Annotated in this window: 24 protein-coding genes; all 24 read right to left on the minus strand. The window is 45.6% G+C overall.

What is annotated here, in order from left to right; all coding sequences use genetic code 11:
* Nucleotides 1-51: 51 nt before the first annotated feature.
* The gene (locus ACXACN_RS10825; RefSeq protein WP_474964369.1) at nucleotides 52-1,068 is read right to left on the minus strand and encodes a tetratricopeptide repeat protein; all 1,017 of its coding nucleotides are present in this window, start codon (nucleotides 1,066-1,068) and stop codon (nucleotides 52-54) included.
* Nucleotides 1,069-1,156: 88 nt separating this feature from the next.
* On the minus strand, nucleotides 1,157-1,780 hold the full coding sequence (gene hisIE, locus ACXACN_RS10830; protein ID WP_474964371.1) for a bifunctional phosphoribosyl-AMP cyclohydrolase/phosphoribosyl-ATP diphosphatase HisIE: 624 nt from the start codon (nucleotides 1,778-1,780) through the stop codon (nucleotides 1,157-1,159).
* Nucleotides 1,777-2,535: an imidazole glycerol phosphate synthase subunit HisF gene (hisF, locus tag ACXACN_RS10835; RefSeq protein ID WP_474964373.1), complete on the minus strand. Its 759-nt coding sequence runs from the start codon at nucleotides 2,533-2,535 to the stop codon at nucleotides 1,777-1,779. The genes hisIE and hisF overlap by 4 nt, the downstream gene beginning before the upstream one ends.
* Nucleotides 2,536-3,267, minus strand: a complete 732-nt coding sequence (hisA, locus tag ACXACN_RS10840) for a 1-(5-phosphoribosyl)-5-[(5-phosphoribosylamino)methylideneamino]imidazole-4-carboxamide isomerase (RefSeq protein ID WP_474964374.1) — start codon at nucleotides 3,265-3,267, stop codon at nucleotides 2,536-2,538.
* 12 nt (nucleotides 3,268-3,279) lie between these two features.
* A complete protein-coding gene (gene hisH, locus ACXACN_RS10845; RefSeq protein WP_474964376.1) occupies nucleotides 3,280-3,909 on the minus strand; it encodes an imidazole glycerol phosphate synthase subunit HisH in 630 nt (209 codons plus the stop codon).
* Entirely contained in the window at nucleotides 3,909-4,502 is a 594-nt protein-coding gene (gene hisB, locus ACXACN_RS10850) for an imidazoleglycerol-phosphate dehydratase HisB (protein WP_474964378.1), read from the minus strand. The genes hisH and hisB overlap by 1 nt, the downstream gene beginning before the upstream one ends.
* Nucleotides 4,499-5,773 carry a histidinol dehydrogenase gene (gene hisD, locus ACXACN_RS10855; protein WP_474964380.1) on the minus strand — a complete coding sequence of 425 codons (1,275 nt, stop codon included), beginning with the start codon at nucleotides 5,771-5,773 and terminating at the stop codon, nucleotides 4,499-4,501. Before hisD ends, hisB begins: the two co-directional genes overlap by 4 nt.
* On the minus strand, nucleotides 5,773-6,408 hold the full coding sequence (gene hisG, locus ACXACN_RS10860) for an ATP phosphoribosyltransferase (protein ID WP_474964382.1): 636 nt from the start codon (nucleotides 6,406-6,408) through the stop codon (nucleotides 5,773-5,775). Before hisG ends, hisD begins: the two co-directional genes overlap by 1 nt.
* Complete coding sequence (locus ACXACN_RS10865; protein ID WP_474964384.1) at nucleotides 6,401-7,585, minus strand: ATP phosphoribosyltransferase regulatory subunit; 1,185 nt, start codon at nucleotides 7,583-7,585, stop codon at nucleotides 6,401-6,403. Before ACXACN_RS10865 ends, hisG begins: the two co-directional genes overlap by 8 nt.
* A 309-nt stretch (nucleotides 7,586-7,894) precedes the next feature.
* Nucleotides 7,895-9,556, minus strand: coding sequence for an acyl-CoA dehydrogenase family protein (locus ACXACN_RS10870; RefSeq protein ID WP_474964386.1), 1,662 nt, complete (start codon nucleotides 9,554-9,556; stop codon nucleotides 7,895-7,897).
* Nucleotides 9,557-9,568: 12 nt separating this feature from the next.
* Nucleotides 9,569-11,086 (minus strand): class I adenylate-forming enzyme family protein, encoded by a 1,518-nt coding sequence (locus ACXACN_RS10875; protein ID WP_474964387.1) that lies wholly within the window; start codon nucleotides 11,084-11,086, stop codon nucleotides 9,569-9,571.
* Complete coding sequence (locus ACXACN_RS10880) at nucleotides 11,083-11,475, minus strand: MerR family transcriptional regulator (RefSeq protein ID WP_474964389.1); 393 nt, start codon at nucleotides 11,473-11,475, stop codon at nucleotides 11,083-11,085. Before ACXACN_RS10880 ends, ACXACN_RS10875 begins: the two co-directional genes overlap by 4 nt.
* Nucleotides 11,476-11,824: 349 nt before the next feature.
* Nucleotides 11,825-12,643, minus strand: a complete 819-nt coding sequence (locus ACXACN_RS10885; protein WP_474964390.1) for a hypothetical protein — start codon at nucleotides 12,641-12,643, stop codon at nucleotides 11,825-11,827.
* A gap of 109 nt (nucleotides 12,644-12,752) precedes the next feature.
* A complete protein-coding gene (locus ACXACN_RS10890; RefSeq protein ID WP_474964392.1) occupies nucleotides 12,753-14,420 on the minus strand; it encodes a glycerol-3-phosphate dehydrogenase/oxidase in 1,668 nt (555 codons plus the stop codon).
* Nucleotides 14,421-14,652: 232 nt separating this feature from the next.
* Entirely contained in the window at nucleotides 14,653-16,152 is a 1,500-nt protein-coding gene (gene glpK / locus ACXACN_RS10895) for a glycerol kinase GlpK (protein WP_474964393.1), read from the minus strand.
* Nucleotides 16,149-16,967 carry an MIP/aquaporin family protein gene (locus ACXACN_RS10900; RefSeq protein ID WP_474964395.1) on the minus strand — a complete coding sequence of 273 codons (819 nt, stop codon included), beginning with the start codon at nucleotides 16,965-16,967 and terminating at the stop codon, nucleotides 16,149-16,151. Before ACXACN_RS10900 ends, glpK begins: the two co-directional genes overlap by 4 nt.
* A gap of 108 nt (nucleotides 16,968-17,075) precedes the next feature.
* Entirely contained in the window at nucleotides 17,076-17,636 is a 561-nt protein-coding gene (locus tag ACXACN_RS10905; protein WP_474964397.1) for a glycerol-3-phosphate responsive antiterminator, read from the minus strand.
* Nucleotides 17,633-18,154 (minus strand): acyltransferase, encoded by a 522-nt coding sequence (locus tag ACXACN_RS10910; protein WP_474964399.1) that lies wholly within the window; start codon nucleotides 18,152-18,154, stop codon nucleotides 17,633-17,635. Before ACXACN_RS10910 ends, ACXACN_RS10905 begins: the two co-directional genes overlap by 4 nt.
* Nucleotides 18,155-18,158: 4 nt before the next feature.
* Nucleotides 18,159-18,797: a pyrophosphatase PpaX gene (gene ppaX, locus ACXACN_RS10915; RefSeq protein WP_474964400.1), complete on the minus strand. Its 639-nt coding sequence runs from the start codon at nucleotides 18,795-18,797 to the stop codon at nucleotides 18,159-18,161.
* Nucleotides 18,772-19,728, minus strand: coding sequence for a nucleoside recognition domain-containing protein (locus tag ACXACN_RS10920; RefSeq protein ID WP_474964401.1), 957 nt, complete (start codon nucleotides 19,726-19,728; stop codon nucleotides 18,772-18,774). The genes ppaX and ACXACN_RS10920 overlap by 26 nt, the downstream gene beginning before the upstream one ends.
* 13 nt (nucleotides 19,729-19,741) lie before the next feature.
* On the minus strand, nucleotides 19,742-20,575 hold the full coding sequence (gene lgt / locus ACXACN_RS10925; protein ID WP_474964403.1) for a prolipoprotein diacylglyceryl transferase: 834 nt from the start codon (nucleotides 20,573-20,575) through the stop codon (nucleotides 19,742-19,744).
* A gap of 15 nt (nucleotides 20,576-20,590) precedes the next feature.
* The gene (gene hprK, locus ACXACN_RS10930; RefSeq protein WP_474964404.1) at nucleotides 20,591-21,523 is read right to left on the minus strand and encodes an HPr(Ser) kinase/phosphatase; all 933 of its coding nucleotides are present in this window, start codon (nucleotides 21,521-21,523) and stop codon (nucleotides 20,591-20,593) included.
* Nucleotides 21,524-22,418: 895 nt separating this feature from the next.
* Nucleotides 22,419-22,772 carry a phage holin family protein gene (locus ACXACN_RS10935; protein WP_474964406.1) on the minus strand — a complete coding sequence of 118 codons (354 nt, stop codon included), beginning with the start codon at nucleotides 22,770-22,772 and terminating at the stop codon, nucleotides 22,419-22,421.
* Between the two features lie 34 nt (nucleotides 22,773-22,806).
* Nucleotides 22,807-23,838, minus strand: coding sequence for a DUF4097 family beta strand repeat-containing protein (locus ACXACN_RS10940; protein ID WP_474964407.1), 1,032 nt, complete (start codon nucleotides 23,836-23,838; stop codon nucleotides 22,807-22,809).
* Between the last annotated feature and the right edge of the window lie 15 nt (nucleotides 23,839-23,853).

The following is a 23,853-nucleotide window of genomic DNA, read 5'->3' on the forward strand; positions in this document are numbered from 1 at the left end:
TACGATAACCGTCCATTAATGTGCTTACGCATGATAGAAATGCATATTCACCTACTCTTGTTCCCAGGGACCGCCTTCTTCCCCCATCTTGGGAAATTGCTTGCAGCCTTTCTCCCATAGCTGTAACGCCTTGGATGGATTTCCCGTTTGATAAACAGAGATGCTGTACCACTTGTAGTAAACCCTCCGGCGTGTAACCTGCTTATCTCGAAGCGATTTAAACCGTTCGACTGCTTCTTGGTAATAACCGGCTCTCGCAAGAGTTTCAGCTACTGCTAGTTTTTGTTGTTCATGCATAGGAAATACATTGCGGAGACGTTCAATGTGGAAATCCGCTTCTTCCGTCAAGCCCTGATTCAGATAAAAGGTGGCCAGGTTCACATCACAATGGATGTTGGCCGGTTCTTTCTCCAAGTTCTCTTTTTCAAACTGAATCGCTTCCTCATGATCTCCATTCATAAACAAAGCATACGCGTATCGGTGTCTAGCCATTTTGAACTCTGGGAAAAGCTCCATCATTTCATCAAGGACACTCAAAGCATCTTCCCACTCTTCATGTTCTAAATGATAAAAAGCGGTCTCTTGATAGATAATCAGCTCATCTTCATCTTCAAAAGCCCAGTCGTCGTCTTCATCTTCTTCCTCTAAAGAATCCAACATATCTCTCAATTGTTTGGCTGCATCTTCAAATTCGCCGTCCCCAGGTTGTTCCAGATAGGTGTCTACGTATTTTTTGGCATCACTAAGAAGACCGAGATGTGCGTAATTATTCGCCATCAAATAGTAACAATCTACATATTCCTTGCCGTGTTCAGCCAATACCTCGATCAGTACCTGATTGGCGGCATGATAAGAGCCAACTTCCGTATAAACAACAGAAAGTTGGCATGGGTATAATGGTTCCTCGGGAGAAGCTTCAATCGCTTTTTTCAGCCACTTGACAGCAGCACTGAAACGACGCTTTTGAAAAGCTTGAATCCCATGAGAAAAATAAAATGAACCTGTAGGTACAAATGGGATGATGTTCGTATCCTGTTGTGCTGTAGTTCCTTTAAGTGTTGTCGTCATGACTGTCCCCCTATTTCCGTTTCAAATCTCACTAATTATGCAGTATAACATAAATGCTTGCAGAGAAATAGGAGGAAAATGTAATCCATCAGGAATGACGTTTCTCCAGAACATCCAGCACATGATCGAGCGGGACTTGACGATCAGTCAGAATTAAAAGGAGGTGAAACAATAGATCCGCGGATTCCAAGGCGATTTCTTCTGGGTCATCATTTTTTGCAGCAATGATGACTTCGCCAGCTTCCTCACCAATCTTCTTCGCAATTCGGTCGACACCTTCCTGGAACAGAGAGGAAGTATAAGACCCTTCAGGGAGGGTGGCTTTCCTTTCTGCGAGGACGGTTTGAAGCTCGTCCAGAATCTGATAGCGGTTCTCTTTCGGTTTGCTTTCCGTTTCAGTCAGTTCTTCAGAAAAGCAACTATAATCCCCTTTATGGCAGGCAGGACCAGATGGAAGTACTTGGACAAGCAACGCATCCTGATCACAATCATAATGGATGCTGCTGACTTCCTGCGTGTTTCCCGATGTCTCTCCTTTGTGCCATAACTCTTGACGAGAACGGCTGTAAAAAACCGTTTCGCCGATTTCCAACGTTTTTCTCAAAGATTCTTCGTTCATATAGGCTAAGGTCAGAACAGCTTTGGACTTGGCATCTTGTACGATCGCTGGAACGAGACCTTGTTCATCGAACTTCACTTCCTCTATATTCATCGGACAGGCACTCCTTTTTCCTTCAAATACGCTTTCACATTTTGTACGGACGTTTCTTTATAGTGAAAAATGGATGCAGCGAGCGCAGCATCTGCCTCGGCTTCCGTGAATACGTCATAAAAATGTTCACTTGACCCAGCCCCACCGGAAGCGATGACTGGAACACTCACAACCTCTTGAACAGCTTTTAATAATGGCAGGTCAAAGCCTGTTTTTTCACCATCTTGATTCATAGACGTAAGCAGTATCTCTCCCGCTCCAAGTTTGACTGCCTCCTTGGCCCAATCTGTTACGAGCCAATCGGTGGGCGTCCGTCCTCCGTGTGTATAAACACGCCAGTTCGCTGAATCTTCATCATACTTCGCATCAATCGCCACTACGATGCACTGACTTCCGAAATAATCCGCACCTTCAGTAATCAAGGCCGGCCTTTTTACAGCGGATGAGTTCAGGGAAACTTTATCCGCTCCGTTACGTAGTGTTGTTTTAATATCCTCAAGCGTCCGAATGCCGCCGCCGACTGTAAAAGGAATCGCAAGTTCAGAAGCAACCGAACGGACGACATCAATCATCGTTTCCTTTCCTTCGTGGCTTGCGGAGATATCAAGAAATACAAGCTCATCTGCCCCTTGTTCGTCGTATACTTTTGCCAGTTCCACAGGGTCGCCGGCATCGCGTATATCTACGAACTGGATCCCTTTAACAACACGGCCTTCCTTCACATCCAAGCAGGGAATGATTCGCTTTGACAGCATTTAGTCCACCTCCAGGTCTAGCGCTTCTTTGAAAGTGAATTGGTTCGTGTACAAGGCTTTTCCAACAATGGAACCAATCACATTGCGATCCTTATATTCTTTCAGCTCGACAAGATCTTCAAGGCCTTTGATTCCACCAGATGCAATCACATCGACACCTGTTTCTTCAGCCAACCGGACGATTTCCTTCGTATTCGGACCAGAAAGCATGCCGTCTTTTGCAATATCTGTATAAATGAAGGTTTTCGCACCCGCGGAAGCGAGATCTTTTCCTAAATCAACAGCTTTCACTTCTGATTGTTCCAACCATCCGGCTGTTGATACAAAGCCATCACGTGCATCCAGACCAATCGCAATCCTCTCTCCATAGGTTGCTAGAAGTTGTTTCGTAGCTTCCACATCTCGTACAGCAAGAGAACCGATGATGACACGATCGACACCCTCATCCAAGTAAAAACGAACATCACCTTCCGAACGGATGCCTCCGCCAATCTGTACGCGGCAATTCAATTCTTTCGCCACACGCAGTACATGCTCCGCGTTTTGCTTGGAACCTTGTTTCGCTCCATCAAGGTCGACCATATGGATCCATGAAGCCCCAGCCTCAGCGAATTCCTTTGCCACTTCAAAAGGGTTCTCTCCATAGACGGTTTCTTTATCAAAATCGCCTTGTTCAAGACGTACACATTTCCCATCACGCATATCAATCGCTGGATAAATCGTAAAGCTCATCGTTAAAACTCCTCACTGTTTGCACATTACTTTACAAAAGTTCTCTAACAACTGCATACCAGCTGTCCCACTTTTCTCCGGGTGGAACTGGCTGGCTACAAGGTTTTCTTTTCCAATGATTGCGGGCACTTCCATATGATAATCAGACGTTGCATATAAAATAGATGGCTCATCCGTTTTCACAACAAAAGAGTGGACAAAGTAGACGTGGTCTTCGTTCACGTCTGTCATCAGAGGTTTGTCCGGCTGATGGATCTCAAGCTGGTTCCATCCCATGTGCGGAACTTTATAAGAACGGCCTTGTTCGTCCATCCCCGGAAAGCGGGAAATGGTGCCAGGAAATAAGCCCAACCCTTCTGTAAGTCCGCCTTCTTCACTGCTCTCGAACAAAAGCTGCATACCGAGACAAATCCCGTAGACAGGGATTCCTTCAGCCACTGTTTGTTTAATAAAATCAATGAATCCATGCTCTTTGAGGGCTTTCATTGCATCTGGAAAAGCACCGACACCAGGAAGGATATAGCCATCACAGCCTCCCAAAGCCTGAGGACGGTCCCCGATTTTATAGTCTACGCCAAGTCGTTCAAGCGCCTTTGAGACACTGAATAAATTGCCCATTCCATAATCGATGATGCCTATCATTATAAACTTCCTTTCGTACTTGGAACTCCTTTGACACGTGGATCGATTTGAGTCGCTTCATCCAAAGCACGTGCGAAGGCTTTGAACATCGCCTCAATGATATGATGGGTGTTATGCCCATGATGTAAGACGATATGTAGGTTCATCCGAGCTTCTACCGCTAGCTTCCAGAAAAATTCGTGGACGTTTTCCGTGTCGAACGTACCAACGCGATCTTTTGGAAGCTCTGCACGCCACTCCAGGTGTGGGCGGTCACTCAAATCAACAGCTACGGTGACAAGCGTCTCATCCATCGGCAGAGTCATGGAACCATATCGTTTCATGCCGTATTTATCTCCTACCGCTTCTCGCAACGCCTGCCCGAGGCAGATTCCGATATCTTCGGTTAAGTGGTGATCATCCACTTCCACATCGCCACGGCCGACAACGGATAAATCAAATAGGCCATGCTTTGTAAATAATTCCAACATGTGAGAAAGAAAAGGAACCTGGACATCCAAGTCCGCTTTTCCCCCTCCATCGATTCCGAGTGCAAGTTGAATGTCTGTTTCCCTCGTTTTCCGTTCAATTCTTGCCGTTCTCGTATTTGTCATTTCCATCGCTCCTTCCGTGTCTCTACTGCACGCGCGTGGGCTTCTAACCCTTCCAACCTGGCAAACCGGGCAATCTTATCGACATTCGATTCAAGCGCTTGTCTGCTGTATGAAATCACACTGGATTTCTTTACAAAGTCATCAACGTTGAGAGGGCTTGAGAAACGCGCCGTTCCATTCGTTGGCAGAACGTGGTTCGGTCCAGCAAAATAATCCCCGACAGGTTCACTGCTGTACGGACCGAGAAAAATCGCTCCTGCATGCTTTATCTTCCCGAGCTCCTGAAAAGGATCTTCGGTGACAATTTCAAGGTGTTCGGGGGCAATTTCATTAATGGTGTCGACTGCTTCTGTCCATGACTCACAAAGTACGATCATGCCATAGTCTTCTACACTCTTTCTTGCAATATCAGCACGGGGCAGGGACTCCAGTTGGGCCTGCACCTCTTTTTCAACTGCCTCAGCAAGCGCATCACTCGTAGTTACGAGCACGCTTGAAGAACGGGCATCGTGTTCGGCTTGTGATAGAAGATCGGCAGCAATTTCTTCTGCACGAGCAGTATCATCTGCAAGAATGGCAATCTCACTTGGCCCGGCGATCATATCAATGTCGACGTCCCCGAAAACTTCTCTTTTCGCAAGGGCTACGAATACATTACCAGGTCCGGTAATCTTATCAACGGAAGGAATCGTTTCTGTTCCGTAAGCAAGAGCGGCAATAGCCTGTGCTCCCCCTACTTTGAACACATCTTCAACGCCAAGGATCTGCGCAGCAAGAAGGACGCCATCCGGTACTTTACCGTCTGGTCCTGGAGGGGTGACCATGACGACACGTTCCACACCAGCCACTTGTGCTGGAATTACATTCATAAAGACGGATGAAGGATACGCGGCCGTTCCACCTGGTACGTAAACTCCTGCTGCATCAATCGGCGTGATTTTTTGGCCTAGGATCGTGCCGTCTTTCGAGCTGTCAAACCAGGAAGTAGTCTTTTGTTTCTCGTGAAAAGCACGGATGTTATCCGCTGCTTCCTGTAAGATTTGAACGAACTCACCATCCAGGGAGGCATACGCTTGTTCAAACTCTTCTTTAGAAACTTTAAAGGTTCCCAACGTAGCTTGATCGAAACGCTCTGTATATTCTTTAACGGCCTCGTCCCCTCGGCTCTTCACCTGTGTAATAATGTCCTGAACAGCTTTTCGTTGTTCTTCCGTTCCTTGATCAACGGAACGCTTCAATGATTTCAAGTCCGATTTGTTAATGATCCTCATCAGCGCTCCCCTTCCATCACTTCACTTAATTTGCTCACCATTTCCTCTATCTCTGTGCTCTTCAACCGGTAACTGACCGGATTCACAATTAAACGCGATGTAATATCTGTAATCTTTTCATACTCGACCAGCCCGTTTTCCTTCAATGTACGACCTGTCGATACAATATCGACAATCCGGTCTGCCAGTCCGATCAATGGTGCAAGCTCAATCGATCCATTCAAAGGAATGATCTCGATCTGTTCGCCCTGCTCACGGAAATAATCAGAAGCGACCCGCGGATATTTCGTAGCGATTTTTGGAGCAATCCGGCTTAGCGGTTGATCAGGCAATCCGGCTACAGCTACGTAACAAGGGCTGATTTTCAAGTCCAGCACTTCGTATACATCCCGGTCCTGTTCCAACAGGACATCTTTGCCGGCAATCCCGATATCTGCGGCTCCATATTCCACATAAGTGACGACATCCATCGGTTTGGCCATCATGACGCGAATGTTCTGTTCAGGAAACTCCAAAATCAACTTTCTTGACTCATCCATGTCCGCTTCCAGCTCGTAGCCAGCTCTTTTCATCAGTTCAGCCGCTTCTTCGTAAATACGGCCCTTCGGCATGGCAATGGTCAACGGCTTACTCATCACGCTCACCTCCGCCTATTGTTAAATCGATCGTTTCTGACAATTCGGCTTTAAAAGCCTGCAAGTCCGGAATTTGGTCCACGTGTTGCAAAAGGACTGCCTGTCCATCCTCACGATGGCGTTTCGCTTCCTTCAGTCCTTGACTGTAACTATCATCATCGACGATGACACCGATTCGGCCATCATCAGACTCCTGTTCATTCAGTGCTTCTACAAGGCGTTCCAAATGGACGGCAAAACCAGTCGCCGATGCACTGAGTTGGAAAGAAGGCAGCAGGGTATCATAGCGGCCTCCGTTACATAGAAGAGCCCCAAGGTTTGGCGCATATCCTTCGAACAGGATCCCTGTGTAATAATCCATGTGACTGATCAAGTTCAGATCAAAGTGAATATATTTTTCCACCTCATACTGTTGCAGAAGACGGTACAATTGCTTCAATTCATTAACCGCCTGCATGCATGCTTGATTCCGTGCAAGTGAACGGCTGCTTTCAAAAATTTTTTCGCCGCCTTTCAGAGAGAGCAGTTGAAGGAGTGCATCTTTCTTATCCTTCGGAACAGAAAGCTCCTTCACCGCTTCCCGGTAGCCTACATAATTTTTGCGGTATAAATAATTTAAAAGATATTCAATCGTATCTTCATCATCTCCGAGTAAATCAGTGAAAAAGGCTTTCACATAACCAATGTGACCCACGGTAATGACAAAATCATCAAGCCCCGTCTGTTTCAATGATTCGACGAGAAGGGCGATGACTTCCGCATCTCCATAAGAGGAGTGGTCGCCAATCAATTCCGTTCCGACCTGTTCAAATTGAGCCGGCTTCCCGCCTTCGGTCTGCTGAGCACGGAACACTGGTCCTTCATAAGCGAGACGAAGCGGAAATTCAGCGTCCTTCAACTGAGAAGCAGCTACCCTTGCAATCGGCGCCGTCATGTCCGGTCTCAATACGAGTGTGTGTCCCTGCTGGTCCAAAAGCTTGAACAATTGTTGATCCAAAGTGGCACTTACTTTGCCTACGGTCTCGTGATATTCCATGATCGGAGTATCCATGAACGAATATCCGAAGGAAAGAATCGCATTCGATAATTGCTGGCGTGCTTTCGATTTTTGGTTATAAAAAAAGGGAAGCGTGTCCCGCATTCCCAATGGTTTTTCAAACATCAGGCGTTTGACCAATGGAATTCATCCTTTCTCCAAATCCTTTAGCTTGCTAATATGCTAACACGATAAAGATAGAGCGTCAATGAAGAAACTCAATAGCCTTGTTCCCCTTCTTATCATAGCAGAAACCGTTTCATAAATACGGACTCTTAGGGATACCTTATTAAATCGTGGACAATGAAACCGCGGCGGAGGACGTTAAAGGACATTAAACAACTGTTAGGGGACATTGAATGCACGTTAGAAGATATGAAGTTTCGCTAACTGGAGAGATATAGTTTTCCCACAAAAAAAACAGACGCACAAAAGTGTGCGCCCGTATATTCAGGTTAAAGCTTTATTCAAATGGAGGATCTCATCGGCGTAGCGAAGAGCAAGAGGTTCTGCACTCGGCTCTTCTTTTTTCAATTGCTTATGGATGAACAGTTTCCCTACTTTTTCGAACCTTTCGCCCTTATCCATCATCTCAAGAGCAACAACGGCTTCATAAAGCAAAGCCATTTTTTCAGCCAGAGATTTACTGTAATAGGTTTGCACCTCGGCCGGCTGCTTTAATACCTCATCAGTATATGGGATGAATTTCAGCACCTCTTCTTTCACCCATTTGTGTTCGTTCCCTTTATTCTGTACTTTCTCCAACCGCTCTTGGATATGCTGCACGAATAGATCATGACCTTGGTATTTGTTGAATAGTTTCAATACCTCAAGCCCGAGAATATTCGCCGTTCCTTCCCAAACGGTCAACACTTGGGCATCTCTCAAAAGGCGAGGTGTGACAAAGTCTTCAATGTAACCATTTCCTCCGTGCATCTCAATGGCTTCGTGTGCGAAATGGACGGCCTGTTCAGCTGTTTCCTTTTTCATAATGGCGATCTTAACGCGGTTCAGGATATGTTCTTGTATTCGTGGTTCTTCCGGTGTACGAGCCACTCGTTCAAAGGCTTGGATCAGATCGAAAACCGCCCTTGTCTCCACTTCCTGCTTAACCGTCATAAAGACGAGCGTATCTTTCACCATCGGATAGTCGATCAACTTATTGCCGAACGCATTCCTTTTATTGGCATAGTCTTGAGCTTCTGTTAAAGAACGCCGCATAATTCCGATAGAAGCGACCGCATTACAGACGCGCGAAAGATTCAAAGCTTCCATCATATAGTAGAATCCACGATCTGCCTCTCCTATCATGAATGCTTTTGCACCTACAAATTCAACTTCAGCGGATGGAACAGCTCGGACGCCAAGTTTATCTTTCAGTCTACGAATTTGAATGCCATTTAAACTTCCATCTTCATTCCTCCAAGGTACGAGAAACAAACTGAGACCTCTCGTCCCAGAAGGCGCGTCTTCTGTACGGGCAAGAACCATAGCTACTCCACAGGCACCAGCATTGCTGGCAAAATACTTTTCGCCGTGAATTCTGTAGTGGTCACCTTCCCTGACAGCTTTCACTTCGTTGGCCCCCACATCTGAACCACCTTGGCGTTCCGTGAGAAAAGTTGCCCCTTCATACAGCTCCACTTCCCCCGTTGATAACACATGAGGCAAATACGTTGCTTTCAATTGGTCATCCGCATAATGATCAATCAAGTACGCCGTAGCCATCGTTAACGTTACCGGACAGTAAAACCCAGGCTCTGACTGTGAAAGAAGGTAGCCTTGGGCATAAGAGTACATGTAGTCCCCTTTTTGTCCTAGCTCAGGGATATCCTTATGAAGATATCCGACGATTCCTTCGCCATACGTTTCTTCGAGCGTCTTTTTATACCCTTCGTTCAGCCAAACTTCTGAAATGTCATTGCCCATCTTGTCATACTTGATCAACTTCGGTTGACCCTCACGATCAGTATGAACCGCCCGTTCATCAATGTCCTTCGCACATTTGCCGCCAAAAAAACGGAGTCGTTCATCTGCCCAATGGTAAAAAGGCTCATCCCATGCTTCCTTTAGGAGATCTTGAAGATTCACATCTCTTTCGTAAAAATTCACTTTTACACCTCCCTACACTTGACGCGCCTGCTCACGCAAACGATGCTTCAATAATTTACCCGTCGCGTTCCTCGGAAGCTCCGCCATTTCTTCATAGAGCTTCGGAATTTTATAATCCGCCAAGTGTTCCTGTAAGAAGCGTCGGCATTCCTTTTCTACATCGGTGATCAGGCCTGTTTGGACGATGTGCGCTTTGACGGTCTCACCCCAATCTGGATGCGGGACTCCTACAACCGCCACATCTTCAATATCAGGGTGTTGTAACAAAAGCTCTTCTACTTCGCGAGGATAGATATTGACGCCACCAGATATGATCATATCCTTTTTCCGATCGATGACCCACAGGTAGCCATCTTCATCCATTTCTCCCATATCACCTGTCAGCAGCCAGCCATCCTTGAAGGTAGCCGCAGTTTTTTCTTCATCTTTATAATAGCCCTTCATCATTCCTTCGCCTTTAAGAGCAATTTCGCCAACTTGACCGTTTCCGACTTTTTGTCCATGCTCGTCAACAACCCGCACTTCACAGTGGAGCGCCGCCCGTTTCCCTACACTGCCGGCCTTATCATCATGTTCTTGCGGAAATAGCAACGTCCCGCTCGGCCCTGCTTCTGTCAGGCCATATAAACAGCAAAGACTATCCGTTTGAAACTGCTCCCTCACAAATTGGACTTCTTTTTTAGACAAAGGAGCACCTCCGTATGTCCAAAACTTCACCCAGCTCAAATCTGTTTCTTTCACTTTTGGATGTTTAGCCGTCATTAAATAGGCGACAGGGGCACCGAAAAAGTGTGAGGCCCGCTCAGTCGAAGCAAGCTCTAACAATAAATCAGGAGTAAACGTAGGAGCAATGATATGAGTGGCACCGACGAACGTGCCCCCGGTTAGAAATAGATGAAGTGGAGCGGAATGACTGAATGGCATCATGTGAAGCATACGGCTGGATGGCTTCATTTCCAGCTCTACGGCCATCATCGACGATACCGTCAATATATTCTTATGGGTAAAGACAACGCCCTTGGGCTGCCCTGTAGTTCCTGATGTATAGAGAATCGAAGCTTCCTCGTCTTCATGTGCTTCATTCACCATTTCAAGCGGTTCTTCTTTAGCTAGAATGTCAGGAAACGAGTGCCAGACTCCTTCTGCATTTCCTGTCTTTATAAAGGTGCCGTCTCTTTCATCAGCAAGTCCTCTCACTTGAGCAATGAGCAAATCATGGGTGATGAGTGCAACAGCATCACTGTGGTCGTAAATGTAGGCAACTTCATTCTTTACCAACCTGGCATTTATCGGGACAACAATGGCTCCCAGCCGATGAATGGCAAAGTAACTGATGACGAATTCTTTCGTATTCGGCATATGGATGATCACCTTATCTCCCGCCTGAATACCTAACCTCATCAAACCTCTGGCGAACTGGTTCACCTGACTGTCCCACTCTTGATAAGTCAGACGTTCTCCAGGTGTAACAATCCCTTCTTTGTCCGGGTATTTTCGAGACTGATAAGCTAACAACTCAGAAAGATTCATACAGGATCTCCTCTCCGTTCCTTTAATTCTTCTTCGAATTTATCAAGCCACTGACTCATTTCTGTCCTCAACTGTCCCAACTCTCGAATCCGGTCGTCCACCTCCTGCAATTTTCCTTTCCCATAGGCAAGCGTTCGTTCGAGTTGGCGGACTCCTGAGGGGTCCTGGTCGAAAAGGTGGATCATTTCTTTGATTTCATCGAGCTGGAAGCCATACTTTTTCCCACGAAAAACAAGCCCGAGCCTGGTCAGATCCTTTGGAGAATAAGTGCGGTGCCCCCCTGAATTGCGGGAAGGTCTGATCAGCCCAAGTTCTTCATAGTACCGGATGGTCCGCTGGGTAACTTCAAATTTCTCGGCCACTTGTTGGATAGATAAACGTCCCGTCATTCGATCTCCTTCCAATGAATGAAAATTCTAACAATTTAACTATACCATTAACGTTAACGTTAAGTTCAACTATAAAAATATGGAAATTTTTTTATAAAAAAGAGCACCTTACTAAAAAGGTGCTTTCTTCATGTAAAGCTTCCCATTGTGGGAGCCTCAGTTTCGTGATGCTCCCCGGGTTCGTTGCCTGGTTGAGCGTTAGGGGCGGTGGGGAATGGCGAGACTCCTGCGGGGAGGCTCACCGCGCTCCCGCGGAAAGCGAGTCATTCCCCGCAGCCCCATCCACTCAACAAAAGTCTCGAAATCAAGTCTTCCACAATCCTGCCATATCATTTAATAGGACAGGGACTTATCTGTCTTTCGACTGGAGGAGGAATAGGAAAGCGAGGAGGGAGGCCGGGATGTTGTCACGGATCGTCCATTCAACCAAATACCCCGGCATCTGCGAGAATCGATCGGCCGCTTCTCGAGGAATGGCTCCTCTTTTTATGATTGCCCATACCTTTCCTTCATGATCCTTGATTTTAAAATGACCAATGAATTCATCCCCTTCCGCACTCCATCGGCACTCGTCCGTTTCTATGTATCGAGTGATGATTTGCCCGGTCGTTTTATTTTTTGTTTGCTTCGTGTAAGCTACATAAGCTCCTTCTTTATGTTGGATGTAGCCTCTCCACTTAAAACCACCTTTTTTCTCAACCTGATAGAGCACATCACCATTCTTATTTTTAAGAGTGAAGTCTGCGGGTCTGAGCTGGTCATAGGAAAACAGGGCGGTGAACATGGCTAGAGCTTTATGTTTCCATTGGATGTTCTCTTGAATTTCTCCATAGCTCTCTCCATCCATATCAAAAAGTTCAGCTCGGAAGGTTTTGAGCGCTTTTTGCCCCATGTACATCCGTCCAGGTACCCTGTCTATTGATTCTTGCGTGGGATCCTGTTCAAAATCCAATACAGTTTTGGATTTTTGGAGATCGGAATATCCTGTTTTCAGAAGTCCAGCTCCACTAAACCCGAATAGGGCTGCGTACACGACTGACAATATAAAACTGCTAGGGTTCAATGTGAGCATTCCTAGGATAAAGACCACAGATATAAACGATAGGATTGTTCCGGTCCATAATTGCCTTCTCGCATCTTGATAAATCATGCTTTGAACAAGTGACATTTCCGTTCCCCCTAATAAAAATGACTTTAGTATAAGTACGAATGAGAACAGCGTAAGTTACATGAAGATGAAAAAAAGACTTCCCCAGTGAAGGAGAAGTCTTTGTTGTTTATACGTATTCGATTGGAGTGACTGCCTCTTCTAATAGTTGATCGAGCTGTTCGGTATATTCTTGCTTTTGTTGATCACTATAGTTAAGGGCTTTCGCCATATAATCAATGACAGATGTTTTATGATCGCGCACCCATTGAATATTAAAGAATAGAGCGGCTGTTCGACGGATGAAGAAGTCAACAGGTTTGTACGTCATCTCTTCTTCTAAAGCATAGGCGAGCTGGGCGAAGACCATTGGATCGACGTTTTCTTTTTTCGCTTCTTCTTTACGATCTTTAAAGTTATGGAAGACTTTATCCACATTCGCACCGTAAAGCTGGATCAATTTATCGGCATCTTCTTGGCTTAACCCTAAAGATTCACCGATTTGAACACGCTCTTCTTTGAATTTCTTAAAGCCTTTGGAACCTCCAACTTCGCCACCGGAGATCGGCATATGTTTCGTTTCAGAGTCAGAGTAACGGATGCCGTACTCTTCCATCAACTGATCACGCACAATATTAACAGCGGTTTGTGCCATTTTACGATATCCGGTAAGCTTACCACCAGCCATGGAAATCAGACCGGAGTCCGAAACGAAGATTTCGTCTTTACGGGAAATCTCAGATGGATCTTTCCCTTCTTCATGAACGAGTGGACGGAGTCCTGCCCAGCTTGACTCTACATCATCCGCGGTAACATCAACCGTTGGGAACATTGTCTTCATGGCATTCAAAATGTAATCACGATCGTCTTCCGTCATGGTCGGGTGAGCAATTTCCTGATCGTAGGTCGTATCGGTTGTCCCCACATAAGTCTTGCCATCACGTGGAATGGCGAAGATCATCCGACCATCTGGACTGTCAAAATAAATCGCTTGTCGTAAAGGAAAGACGGATTCATCAAAGACAAGGTGAACACCTTTGGTCAGTTGAAGAGTTTTGCCTTTTTTCGAACCATCAATTTCACGCAGTTCATCGACCCAAGGGCCACCCGCATTGACGATTTTCTTCGCTTTGACGTGATACTGTTCTCCTGACACAGTATCTTCCACTTTCGCGCCAACTATGGAACCATTGTCATCGTAGATGAAATCCACCACTTTGGCATAGTTGGTAGAGCATGCGCCATACTCAACAGCTTTCTTCATTACTTCTAATGTAAGGCGGGCATCATCTGTTTTGTATTCAACGTAATACCCTGCCCCTTTCAAACCTTCCCTTTTCACAAGTGGTTCACGTTCGATGGCTTCCTCTGCACTCATCATCGTACGACGCTCTGATTTTTTCACGCCTGCAAGATAATCATAGACACGAAGGCCGACATTGGTTGAAAACGGACCAAAGTTTCCGCCTTCATGGAATGGAAGCATCATCCACTCGGGTGTCGTGACGTGGGGACCATTTTCATAAACAATCTCTCGTTCTTTCCCAACTTCAGCGACCATTTTCACTTCAAACTGTTTTAAATATCTCAAACCGCCATGGACGAGTTTTGTTGAACGGCTGGATGTACCCGCTGCATAATCCTGCATTTCCACGACCGCCGTCTTCATGCCGCGGCTTGCTGCATCAAGAGCGATTCCAGAACCTGTGATCCCGCCACCAATGACCAGAACGTCCCACTCTTCCTGGGTTAAACGGTTGAACTGATCTTGTCTTTCATAACTAGAAAATGATTGCATATTATCTCTCCTTCTTCCGTTGTCTTCTAATTCGTGGTCTGATACGGGTATTCCCTATTCCAGCATAGAATATGTGTGGAATTAATTATCGAATGCTCTACCATGTCATAAAAAAAGAGACCACGAAAACTCTTATGCGGATTGCATAAAGCTTCGTGGTCTCTCCGTATCTCCGACCGATTTCATTAACTTGTACCCTAATTATATCAGAGAGGGAGATGTTTTCAAGGAATTATTCTTCTTGCTTGAATACCCTTGTCGCTTCCACAGCTTTTTGCCAGCCTTTGTATAGTTTCTTACTTTTCTCCTCATTCATACTTGGTTCGAATTCTCGTTCTACTTTCCATTGGTTCGCAATTTCTTGTCGATCTTCCCAGAAGCCGACAGCAAGCCCTGCGAGATAGGCTGCACCAAGTGCTGTTGTTTCATTGACCTCTGGACGTTCGACCGTCACATCAAGCAAGTCACTCTGGAACTGCATCAGGAGGTTGTTTTTGACAGCGCCTCCGTCCACACGAAGTTTTTTCACTTCAATGCCTGAATCTTCGACCATCGCATCCACGACATCTTTCGTTTGGTAAGCAAGAGATTCGAGTGTTGCACGTACAAAGTGAGCTTTTGTCGTTCCACGAGTAATCCCGAAGACAGCTCCACGAGCTTCGCTGTCCCAATAAGGCGTGCCAAGACCAACGAATGCAGGTACAACATACACTCCGTCCGTAGACTTAACTTGACCGGCGATTTCTTCACTCTGCTGGGAAGAATCAACCATTTGCAAACCATCACGCAGCCACTGAATGGCAGAGCCTGATACGAAAATACTTCCTTCAAGAGCATATTCGACTTTACCATCAATCCCCCAGGCTAGTGTAGTCAACAGTCCATGATCTGACTTAACGGCTTCTTCTCCTGTGTTCAATAGCATGAAACCACCAGTTCCATATGTGTTCTTACCCATGCCCTTTTCAAAACATGCCTGCCCAAACAGAGCCGCCTGCTGATCACCGGCGATTCCGGCAATTGGAACTTCTTTACCGTAAAAATGATAATCAACGGTATGTGCATAAACTTCAGACGAAGGCTTCACCTCCGGCAGCATGCTTTTCGGTACATCTAATAGATCCAGCAGTTCGTTATCCCACTCCAAGTTATGGATGTTGTACATCAATGTACGTGAAGCGTTGGAATAGTCTGTCACATGTGTTTTTTGTCCAGAAAGCTTATACACAAGCCAAGTATCAATCGTTCCAAACATAAGGTCGCCGTTTTCCGCTTTTTCTCTGGCTCCGTCCACATGATCTAAAATCCATTTCACCTTTGTTCCTGCAAAATAGGGATCGAGTAAAAGGCCGGTTTTATCTCTGAATGTATCTTCCAATCCTTGTTCTTTCAGCTCATTGCAAATGCTTTGCGTTTGACGGGACTGCCAGACGATCGCTTTATAAATCGGTTTGCCCGTGTTTTTGTCCCAAACGACTGTGGTTTCACGTTGGTTCGTGATTCCGATGCCTGCGACCTGACTTGCTTCAACATCCGATTTTCTTAGAACATCGGCAATACACGCAAGGACAGACGTCCAAATTTCGTTGGCATCATGCTCTACCCAACCCGGCTTAGGAAAATGCTGCTCGAATTCCTTTTGGGCTGTCTCTACAATCTTCCCTTCATGATTAAACAAAATGGCTCTCGAACTTGTTGTACCCTGATCAATGGATAAAATGTACTGCTTCATGATTCCACTCCTTTTTCAGAATTATGAACTTTTCTCAGCTCCACACGCATGGAGGACAATAAAATAAGCAATATGACGACGGTGCCCGTCCAGAACCAGCCATTTGCATTCGCTTCGAATATGGCCTGGTAAAACAACCCGCCATAAACGCCCCCGATGATCGGACCTAAAACAGGGATCCATGAGTATCCCCAATCCGAGTCTCCTTTTCCAGGAATCGGTAACAAAGCATGTGCCAATCGCGGACCTAAATCACGGGCGGGGTTAATGGCATAACCCGTTGTTGCACCGAGGGACATCCCGATGGCTACGATCAAAAGACCGACAATGAGGGGATTCAATCCCTGTGTAAAGTCATTGGCGCCGATAAACAGGATTCCCATCACTAATACGAATGTGCCGATGATCTCACTGACAAGGTTTGATATCGGACTGCGGATGGCAGGGTCTGTACAAAAGATCGATTTGATCGCCAACTGATCTTCTGTATCCTTCCAGTGGGGAAGGTAATGAAAGAAAACGATGACAGCTCCAAGGAATGCACCAGCCATCTGGGCGGTAATGTACATGGGAACTTTGCTCCAGGGAAAATCTCCAACCGTTGCAAGTCCAAGCGTAACGGCAGGGTTGATATGAGCCCCTGTCACTCTTCCTACAGCATACACACCCATAGCTACAGCAAGTCCCCAGGCAATAGTAATCAGCACCCAGTTCCCTTGTGCTTTTGTTGCTTTTAAATTTGCACCAGCAATAACACCCCCACCGAAAATGATGAGGATCATGGTGCCAATTAGCTCACCCATGAATTCAGTCATGATGTGATCTCCTTTCTGTGTACCACAATTGACGTACAAAAAACCACACAACCATTAGCTTGATCTAATCATTGTGTGGATATCCGTCAGCCTCTTCACGAAAGGTGATTATGTATTCTTGCTGTTAAACCGCCATAATTCAGAACGTGAAGTAGAGACTGCAGAAGCACCCGAGGCAAGCGCTTGATCCACTTCTTCCTTTGAACGAATCAAGCCTCCAGCAATGACAGGTATGCCAATGTGCTCTTTGATCTCTTTTATCATTCCCGGTAAAACGCCTGGTAAAACTTCAACAAAATCCGGAGCCGTTTTACGAATGATTTTCACGTTGTGTTCAATGGCCTGGCTATCGATCAGAAACAACCGCTGTACAGAAAGGAGATGATACTTTTTCGCTTGTTGAATGACATGAGCTCTTGTGGATATCACGCCATCTGGCTTGACTTCCTGACCTATGTATTCCATGCCATAATCATCCGCTTTTAAACCTTGAATCAAGTCTACATGGACAAAAACTTTCTTACCAGCCTTTTGTCCGATTTTTACGAGTTTTCTTAAAAGACCTAACCGGCTCTCCAGAAGAATGATATAATCCGTATCACTCTCTAACAAGGCTTCAAATTCTTTGATTTTTTTCACTGCAGGTAGAACCGACTGTGTCAACGTCATTCTTCTCCCCCGTTCTTTCTCCGTTCTTCCATTTGTTCTTTCGTGTAGATGAGCTGCATCGGGTTTCCTCCCACAAAGGCACCTGCAGGAACATCTTTATGCACCAAAGTTCCGGCAGAGACAACAGCACGATCACCGATTGTGATCCCGGGAAGAATGGTCGAGTTCGCTCCGATCAATACTTCATTTCCGATGACAACATCTCCAAGACGGTACTCCTCAATCAAATATTCATGAGCCAGAATCGTTGTATTGTAACCGATCACCGAGTTCCGACCTACCTTGATTTTTTCAGGAAACATAATATCCACCATGACCATCAAAGCGAACGCTGTTTGATCGCCGACCCTCATATGGAGAAAAGTCCGGTACAACCAATTCTTCATAGAAAGAAACGGAGTGTACCGGGCCATTTGAATAACGATGAAGTTTTTGACCACTTTGAAAAACGGGACCGTCTTATAAATATGCCAAAGTGAATTGGCTCCTTTGACCGGGTAGCGTTCCGTTTTCCTCATAGAGTCATCCTCCTGTAATCTTTAATAAATCACGCATATTATCAAGCATGTAATCAGGATTCAAGTCGTCCAGGACTTTTCTTCCTTTTACTGTCCAGGCTACACCGGCTGTTCTTGTTCCTGCATTCTGTCCTGCTTCAATGTCATGCGTGTTGTCTCCGACCATGATCGCTTCAGAAGCTTGTGAATCCAAAAGGTTCAAAGCCTTCACAATCGGTTCAGGGTGTGGCTTTGCATTTGTGACATCATCCAGCGTAACGACCGTTTCAAATTTCCCATCCAGATTTGTCAATTCAAGACCCATGTGAACGGTGTTTCTCATCTTCGTCGTCACAATGCCTAATTTGTATCCTTGTTCTTTCAGCGTGTCGATCGTTTCAACCACACCTTCATAGGCTTTTACGTAGCGGTTATGGTTTTCAATGTTATGTTTGCGGTAAGTCTCAACCATTTCCTCCACTTTGTCAGGATTCACTTTGTGCAAGCTCTCCCTCAGTGGAGGACCAATGAAGTCAAGAATCTCTTCACGCTCATAAGAGCGGTCAGAATATTGTTCAATCGTATGAGTAAAAGAAGCGATGATCAATTCGTTCGTATCGATCAACGTCCCATCTAAATCAAAGAGAATGGTACGTATGCTCATTGGAAGGATCCTTTCTTTTCTGTTGTAGTCTGTTCCAAACGAAGCCGACGGCAGCTGTTAACACAATCGCCGTCAATAGACGGATCAAAAGCAATGGCCATATAGGAATGCCGAGTGGAATGAAGATCAGCGTATCCTCAACGACCGCGTGACAGGAGACGAGAAAGAGAATAGCTAAATACATATCTTTCCTGGAAACGCCGTCCTCTTCAACGGCTTGAATCATTAAGCCTGCACCGTAAGCGAGCCCGATCGTGAGTCCTGCTACAAGTGTCATGGAGGTGTTGCGTTCCATCCCAAGAAATCGAGTGGCAGGTGCTACCCAACCAGAAAAAAGGTCAAGCCAGCCTTTCTCCCGGAGGTATTGCATAAAAATCATTAAAGGGATCACAATCAATGCCAGCTGCACAATCCCCATGAAGGCCGTTTGTACGCCCTGAAAAATAATTTCCGTCCATCCATTCGGGTCGACTGTCTTTTCAGGAGTAAACCCGTATTTCGCAGTTTCGCCTCCACCTTTCCAGAAAAGGTTGATGAGAGCAGCCGAAACCAATGCGAGACTCAACCGGACTCCGGCCACGAACCACCAACTCACGCCTACCCTTTTTGCGACGGTCGATTCAATCAGTAAGTTATGGGAAAAGGACAGCATGACGGCGAGAATGAACACTTCTTTTACCGTAAATTCAAAGGAAATGATCGCGGCAATGCCTGCATAAAGATTTAAGAAGTTACCGACAACAAGAGGAACAGCCGCTTCACCAGACAGTCCAATCCACCCCATCAAAGGTGCCAGTTTCTCCATCACCCATGGGAGAACTGGCGTGTATTGAAGGATTGTGACAATCAACGTGACTGGAAAGATGACTTTCCCGAGCGTCCACGTCAGTTCCATTCCCTTTTTACTTCCGCGTTGTAAAATCCCCTTCATGCTACCTGCTCCCTTATTTTACTTTCTTTCCGTTATAATATTTATTCGCCATGCCTTTCTTTCTGCGATAGATGATCGCAACGACGGCAACGACGACAAGCACCATCGAAATAAATTGTGCTGTACGGATCTCGCCGAACAGATACAGACTATCTGTACGCATCGCTTCAATATAGAAACGCCCGACAGAATACCAGATCACATAGCTTAAGAACACTTCTCCCCGGCGAGGGTTAAATTTATGACGCAAGATTAATAGCAAAACAAAGCCAATAATATTCCATAAGGATTCATATAAAAAGGTCGGATGATACAGCGTACCATCTATACACATTTGTTGATTAATGAATCCAGGCAAATACTGCATAAAGTTATTGTAAAAGGACTCAGATACCGGACCACCATGGGCTTCCTGGTTCATAAAGTTCCCCCAGCGCCCGATCGCCTGCCCAAGAATAATACTCGGTGCAGCAATATCCGCCATCATCCAGAAGGACAATCCTTTCAATTTCGTGTAAATATAAGCGGTCAATACAGATCCAATCAAGGCTCCGTGAATGGCGATGCCGCCTTCCCAGACAGCGAAAACTTTCCACCAAGGTCCACCAGCATACCGATCCCATTCAAAAATGACATAATACAGCCTGGCACACACAATGGCTGCCGGAATCGCAAATACAACAATATCGACCATGTAATCTTTTTTCAAACCGAGGCGTTCCGTCTCTCGCGTTGCTATCCAAAGCCCAAGAAAAGCTCCTGTAGCAATAATTAAGCCATACCAGTATATTGAAATTGGACCTAATTGGAGGAAGACCGGGTTCAACGGTTCAGGTGTACACATCATCAGTGGTTTCCTCCTTTACTCTTGCGTTTGATCTTGGTCGATGACCTTCGTCAAACGCTCTGAAAACTCTTCAGCAGCATTGACGCCCATGCGCTTCAAACGGAAGTTCATGGCCGCAACTTCTATGATAACGGCAAGGTTACGACCAGGACGAACCGGAATCGTCGCTTTCGGAACCTGGACATCCATGATCTTCATCGTTTCTTCTTCTAATCCAAGACGGTCATATTGTTTGTTCTTGTCCCATAGTTCAAGGTTGATGACAAGCGTGATCCGTTTATAGCTTCGAACAGCTCCTGCACCGAACAATGTCATCACATTGATAATACCTAATCCACGAATCTCCAAAAGGTGCTCAATCAGCGGGGGACTGTTCCCGATTAATGTGTCATAATCCTCTTGTCGGATTTCAACACTATCATCAGCCACAAGACGGTGCCCGCGCTTTACGAGTTCCAAAGCGGTCTCACTTTTACCCACTCCACTTTGACCAGTGATCAAAACACCAATCCCGTAAATGTCGACAAGCACACCATGGATGGCTGTAAATGGAGCAAACTTGGATTCCAAATAGTTCGTCAGGCGGCTAATCACTCTTGTCGTTTTGTATGGCGACAACATTAGCGGAACGCCCGCCTCATTAGCGGCTTCACTAAGTTCATCAGGAATATCCATTCCCCGGGTAATAACGATTCCAGGTGTCACATCTGTACATAGCTTTTCTGCTCGCTCTCTTCTCTGTTCTTTTGTCAGTTCATTAAAGTAAGAGAGTTCAGTTTTGCCAAGCAGCTGCAAACGATCTTTCGGATAAAACTTGAAATACCCTGTCATTTCTACTCCAGGACGAGAAATATCACTCATATGTATTTCACGGTGGACGCCGTCAGCACCGGCAACAAGTTCAAGCGCAAATTGTTCTAACAAATCTTGTGTTCGGACCTTGCTCATTTGTCCATCAACCTCCTCTTTCATCAATCACTGTCCCCTATTGTAGCATGTTTTCAATAAATCTTGGATAGGCAGGTTTTTCACCTCCTTGTCACTTGCGAAAATCACACCTTTTTCTTCAACAATCTGGCAGGATTCTGTAAGACTCGATTTCGAGACTTTAGTGGGGGGGCTCCGGGAAAAGGTTCGCTTTCCGTGGGCGAGTGATGAGCCTCCTCGAGCTAACGCTCTGCGGGGTCTCATCTACCACGCACTTCCTCGTAGATATCCGGTTCCGGCGCCTAGCGGCTAGTGAGACTTCCCTCGCTTCTGTACGATAAGTCAACATCGAATCACTCCGTTCTTCGTGTTTCCTTTATCTCCGCCAGCTCAGTCCAGTCCATACGCCGCTGATCAAGGCGCCTGCACACTTAAGGTAGGAGTCTCACCGTTTCCCTCCGCCCCTTTGCTATATGAGGTTCTCGAAATCGCCTCTAACCGTAACTTGACGAGTTCTATAATAAAGACCTGCTCACCCACGACATTTTAGAGTCGTATTTACCAAAAGTCCTGCACAAATAAAGCGTGGAAACAGGGTCTGGGAAACGTCCGCATGAAAACCGGATGGAGACACAAACGTGTGTGTCTTTCTACTGACTGATCCAAAACACTGCAAATCGTCGTTTCCCTGACCCCGTATCCATGGCCAGGAATTGTCATTCATTATTTCAACTAGACAAGGCTTCCTTTAAGGATGCGCGGTGTGTGCTCACCGCGCTCCCGCGGAAAGCGAGCTATTCCCCGCAGCCCCATCCACTCAGCAAACGTCTCGAAACAGGGTCTTCCACAATCGGGAGCTATAGTGAGGGATGGGGAACAAAAAATACCGTATGAGGGGGCTCATACGGTACGGGAGTTATTTTTTCATATCCTTGATTAAGCTGTTCAAAACAAGGTTGATCAGAGAAATGATCATGGCGGCTACGATGGTCATGCCAAAGCCGTCAATATCGAAGGTACTTCCCAGGAGAGCATCCGTCAGCCACAACGTAATGGCGTTGATGATGAATAGGAATAGTCCGAGCGATAAGATGGTGATTGGTAAAGTCAAAACAACTAAAATCGGCCTTACGATGGCATTGAGAACCGATAAAATAAGTGCCGCCAGCAATGCACCTCCGACGCCGTCGATCATTACGGAATTAAAGAGAGCTCCGACCGCGATAATGGCGATCGCGTTGACGACAATGTGTATCAACCAATTCCTCATATTTTCACCCTGCCTTTCGTCAATCGGTCTCTTCTCAGAGCTGGACAGGAGGTTGTATGGTGACAGAACCCGTCTTCGTCTCTGCTTCTATATGGTATGCATTTTCGAATTGTTCGTACGCCTCGAATTCCAACATTTTGTTGGCAACATCTTTTCGGTCTTTTAAAATTTTGTAATTGTCCAGTTCACAATGAATTTGACCGAAGTTCGTTCTCAACACACCATCCACTTTCTTTTCTGTAGGAAGAGACACTTGTATTTTTCCAGTCGTAGTCTTATAAAAACCTGTGTGTGCTTTCGAACCATTATAGTCTACAACTATACCACTGCTAACCGTTGAAGCATCCGCTTTTCCAATATCTCCTGAGAGAGTAATGGCTCCATTAATCGTGTCGGTTTCACACTCTTCGAACGTGCTCTCCTGCAAATCAATCGTGCCGTTTCCCGTCTGTATTTTACATGTCTCACCTGAAAGCTGCTTCGCTTTGACAGCTCCATTTGATGTTTTCATTTGAAAATGATCACTATTGATGTTCTCAAGGTCCATATTTCCATTCGTTAATTGTGATTTAATGAATTCGTACTTTTTATTTGGGATGTATAAATCAACATTCATTTTTATCTTCTTCGATGGACTGGCGATACGCAGGAGGCCATTTTTAATTCGCACTTCTGATTCATCTTGAAACCTTGTTCTTGCTTCTTCATCTGTTTCTACTTGATAAACTTTCACCTGATAGGAAGCTTTCACTTCATCCTCATGCCACGTGTGAACTTTTAAAGAGCCGTTGGATATAGAAAGATCGGCATCATGAAATTCCTCTTTAGGTAGGACCGTATCATCGGTGAATTCAACGTATTCTCCAAAAGACAAATCGAAATCAGCATTTTTTATCTTTTCCATAGCATCATCCAGGAAATTTCTTATTCCGTATTTAGATTTCTCGCGTTGCTCCGAATCTTTTAGAGGAGAATCTTCTACGGCTTCTAATAACTTCGCGCCTTCTTCTGCAGAAATGGTTCCTTTTTCAATCATCTGTAGAATTTTCATACGTTCTTCATTCATAAGATCAGCTCCTTT

It is taken from the genome of Halobacillus sp. AWM4_238 (assembly GCF_056158265.1).

Excerpts from the sequence above, each read along its gene's own strand:
- ACXACN_RS10875 (WP_474964387.1), bottom strand. The coding sequence starts at position 11,086 with ATGAATCTTTCTGAGTTGTTAGCTTATCAGTCTCGAAAATACCCGGAC.
- ACXACN_RS10905 (WP_474964397.1), bottom strand. The coding sequence starts at position 17,636 with ATGACGTTGACACAGTCGGTTCTACCTGCAGTGAAAAAAATCAAAGAA.
- hisA (WP_474964374.1), bottom strand. The coding sequence starts at position 3,267 with ATGAGCTTTACGATTTATCCAGCGATTGATATGCGTGATGGGAAATGT.
- hisIE (WP_474964371.1), bottom strand. The coding sequence starts at position 1,780 with ATGAATATAGAGGAAGTGAAGTTCGATGAACAAGGTCTCGTTCCAGCG.
- ACXACN_RS10880 (WP_474964389.1), bottom strand. The coding sequence starts at position 11,475 with ATGACGGGACGTTTATCTATCCAACAAGTGGCCGAGAAATTTGAAGTT.
- ACXACN_RS10900 (WP_474964395.1), bottom strand. The coding sequence starts at position 16,967 with ATGACTGAATTCATGGGTGAGCTAATTGGCACCATGATCCTCATCATT.
- ACXACN_RS10940 (WP_474964407.1), bottom strand. The coding sequence starts at position 23,838 with ATGAATGAAGAACGTATGAAAATTCTACAGATGATTGAAAAAGGAACC.
- hisF (WP_474964373.1), bottom strand. The coding sequence starts at position 2,535 with ATGCTGTCAAAGCGAATCATTCCCTGCTTGGATGTGAAGGAAGGCCGT.
- glpK (WP_474964393.1), bottom strand. The coding sequence starts at position 16,152 with ATGAAGCAGTACATTTTATCCATTGATCAGGGTACAACAAGTTCGAGA.
- ACXACN_RS10890 (WP_474964392.1), bottom strand. The coding sequence starts at position 14,420 with ATGCAATCATTTTCTAGTTATGAAAGACAAGATCAGTTCAACCGTTTA.
- ACXACN_RS10935 (WP_474964406.1), bottom strand. The coding sequence starts at position 22,772 with ATGAGGAATTGGTTGATACACATTGTCGTCAACGCGATCGCCATTATC.
- ACXACN_RS10910 (WP_474964399.1), bottom strand. The coding sequence starts at position 18,154 with ATGAGGAAAACGGAACGCTACCCGGTCAAAGGAGCCAATTCACTTTGG.
- ACXACN_RS10825 (WP_474964369.1), bottom strand. The coding sequence starts at position 1,068 with ATGACGACAACACTTAAAGGAACTACAGCACAACAGGATACGAACATC.
- hisD (WP_474964380.1), bottom strand. The coding sequence starts at position 5,773 with ATGAGGATCATTAACAAATCGGACTTGAAATCATTGAAGCGTTCCGTT.
- hisG (WP_474964382.1), bottom strand. The coding sequence starts at position 6,408 with ATGAGTAAGCCGTTGACCATTGCCATGCCGAAGGGCCGTATTTACGAA.
- lgt (WP_474964403.1), bottom strand. The coding sequence starts at position 20,575 with ATGATGTGTACACCTGAACCGTTGAACCCGGTCTTCCTCCAATTAGGT.
- ACXACN_RS10885 (WP_474964390.1), bottom strand. The coding sequence starts at position 12,643 with ATGTCACTTGTTCAAAGCATGATTTATCAAGATGCGAGAAGGCAATTA.
- ACXACN_RS10920 (WP_474964401.1), bottom strand. The coding sequence starts at position 19,728 with ATGAAGGGGATTTTACAACGCGGAAGTAAAAAGGGAATGGAACTGACG.
- hisB (WP_474964378.1), bottom strand. The coding sequence starts at position 4,502 with ATGACAAATACGAGAACGGCAAGAATTGAACGGAAAACGAGGGAAACA.
- hisH (WP_474964376.1), bottom strand. The coding sequence starts at position 3,909 with ATGATAGGCATCATCGATTATGGAATGGGCAATTTATTCAGTGTCTCA.
- hprK (WP_474964404.1), bottom strand. The coding sequence starts at position 21,523 with ATGAGCAAGGTCCGAACACAAGATTTGTTAGAACAATTTGCGCTTGAA.
- ppaX (WP_474964400.1), bottom strand. The coding sequence starts at position 18,797 with ATGAGCATACGTACCATTCTCTTTGATTTAGATGGGACGTTGATCGAT.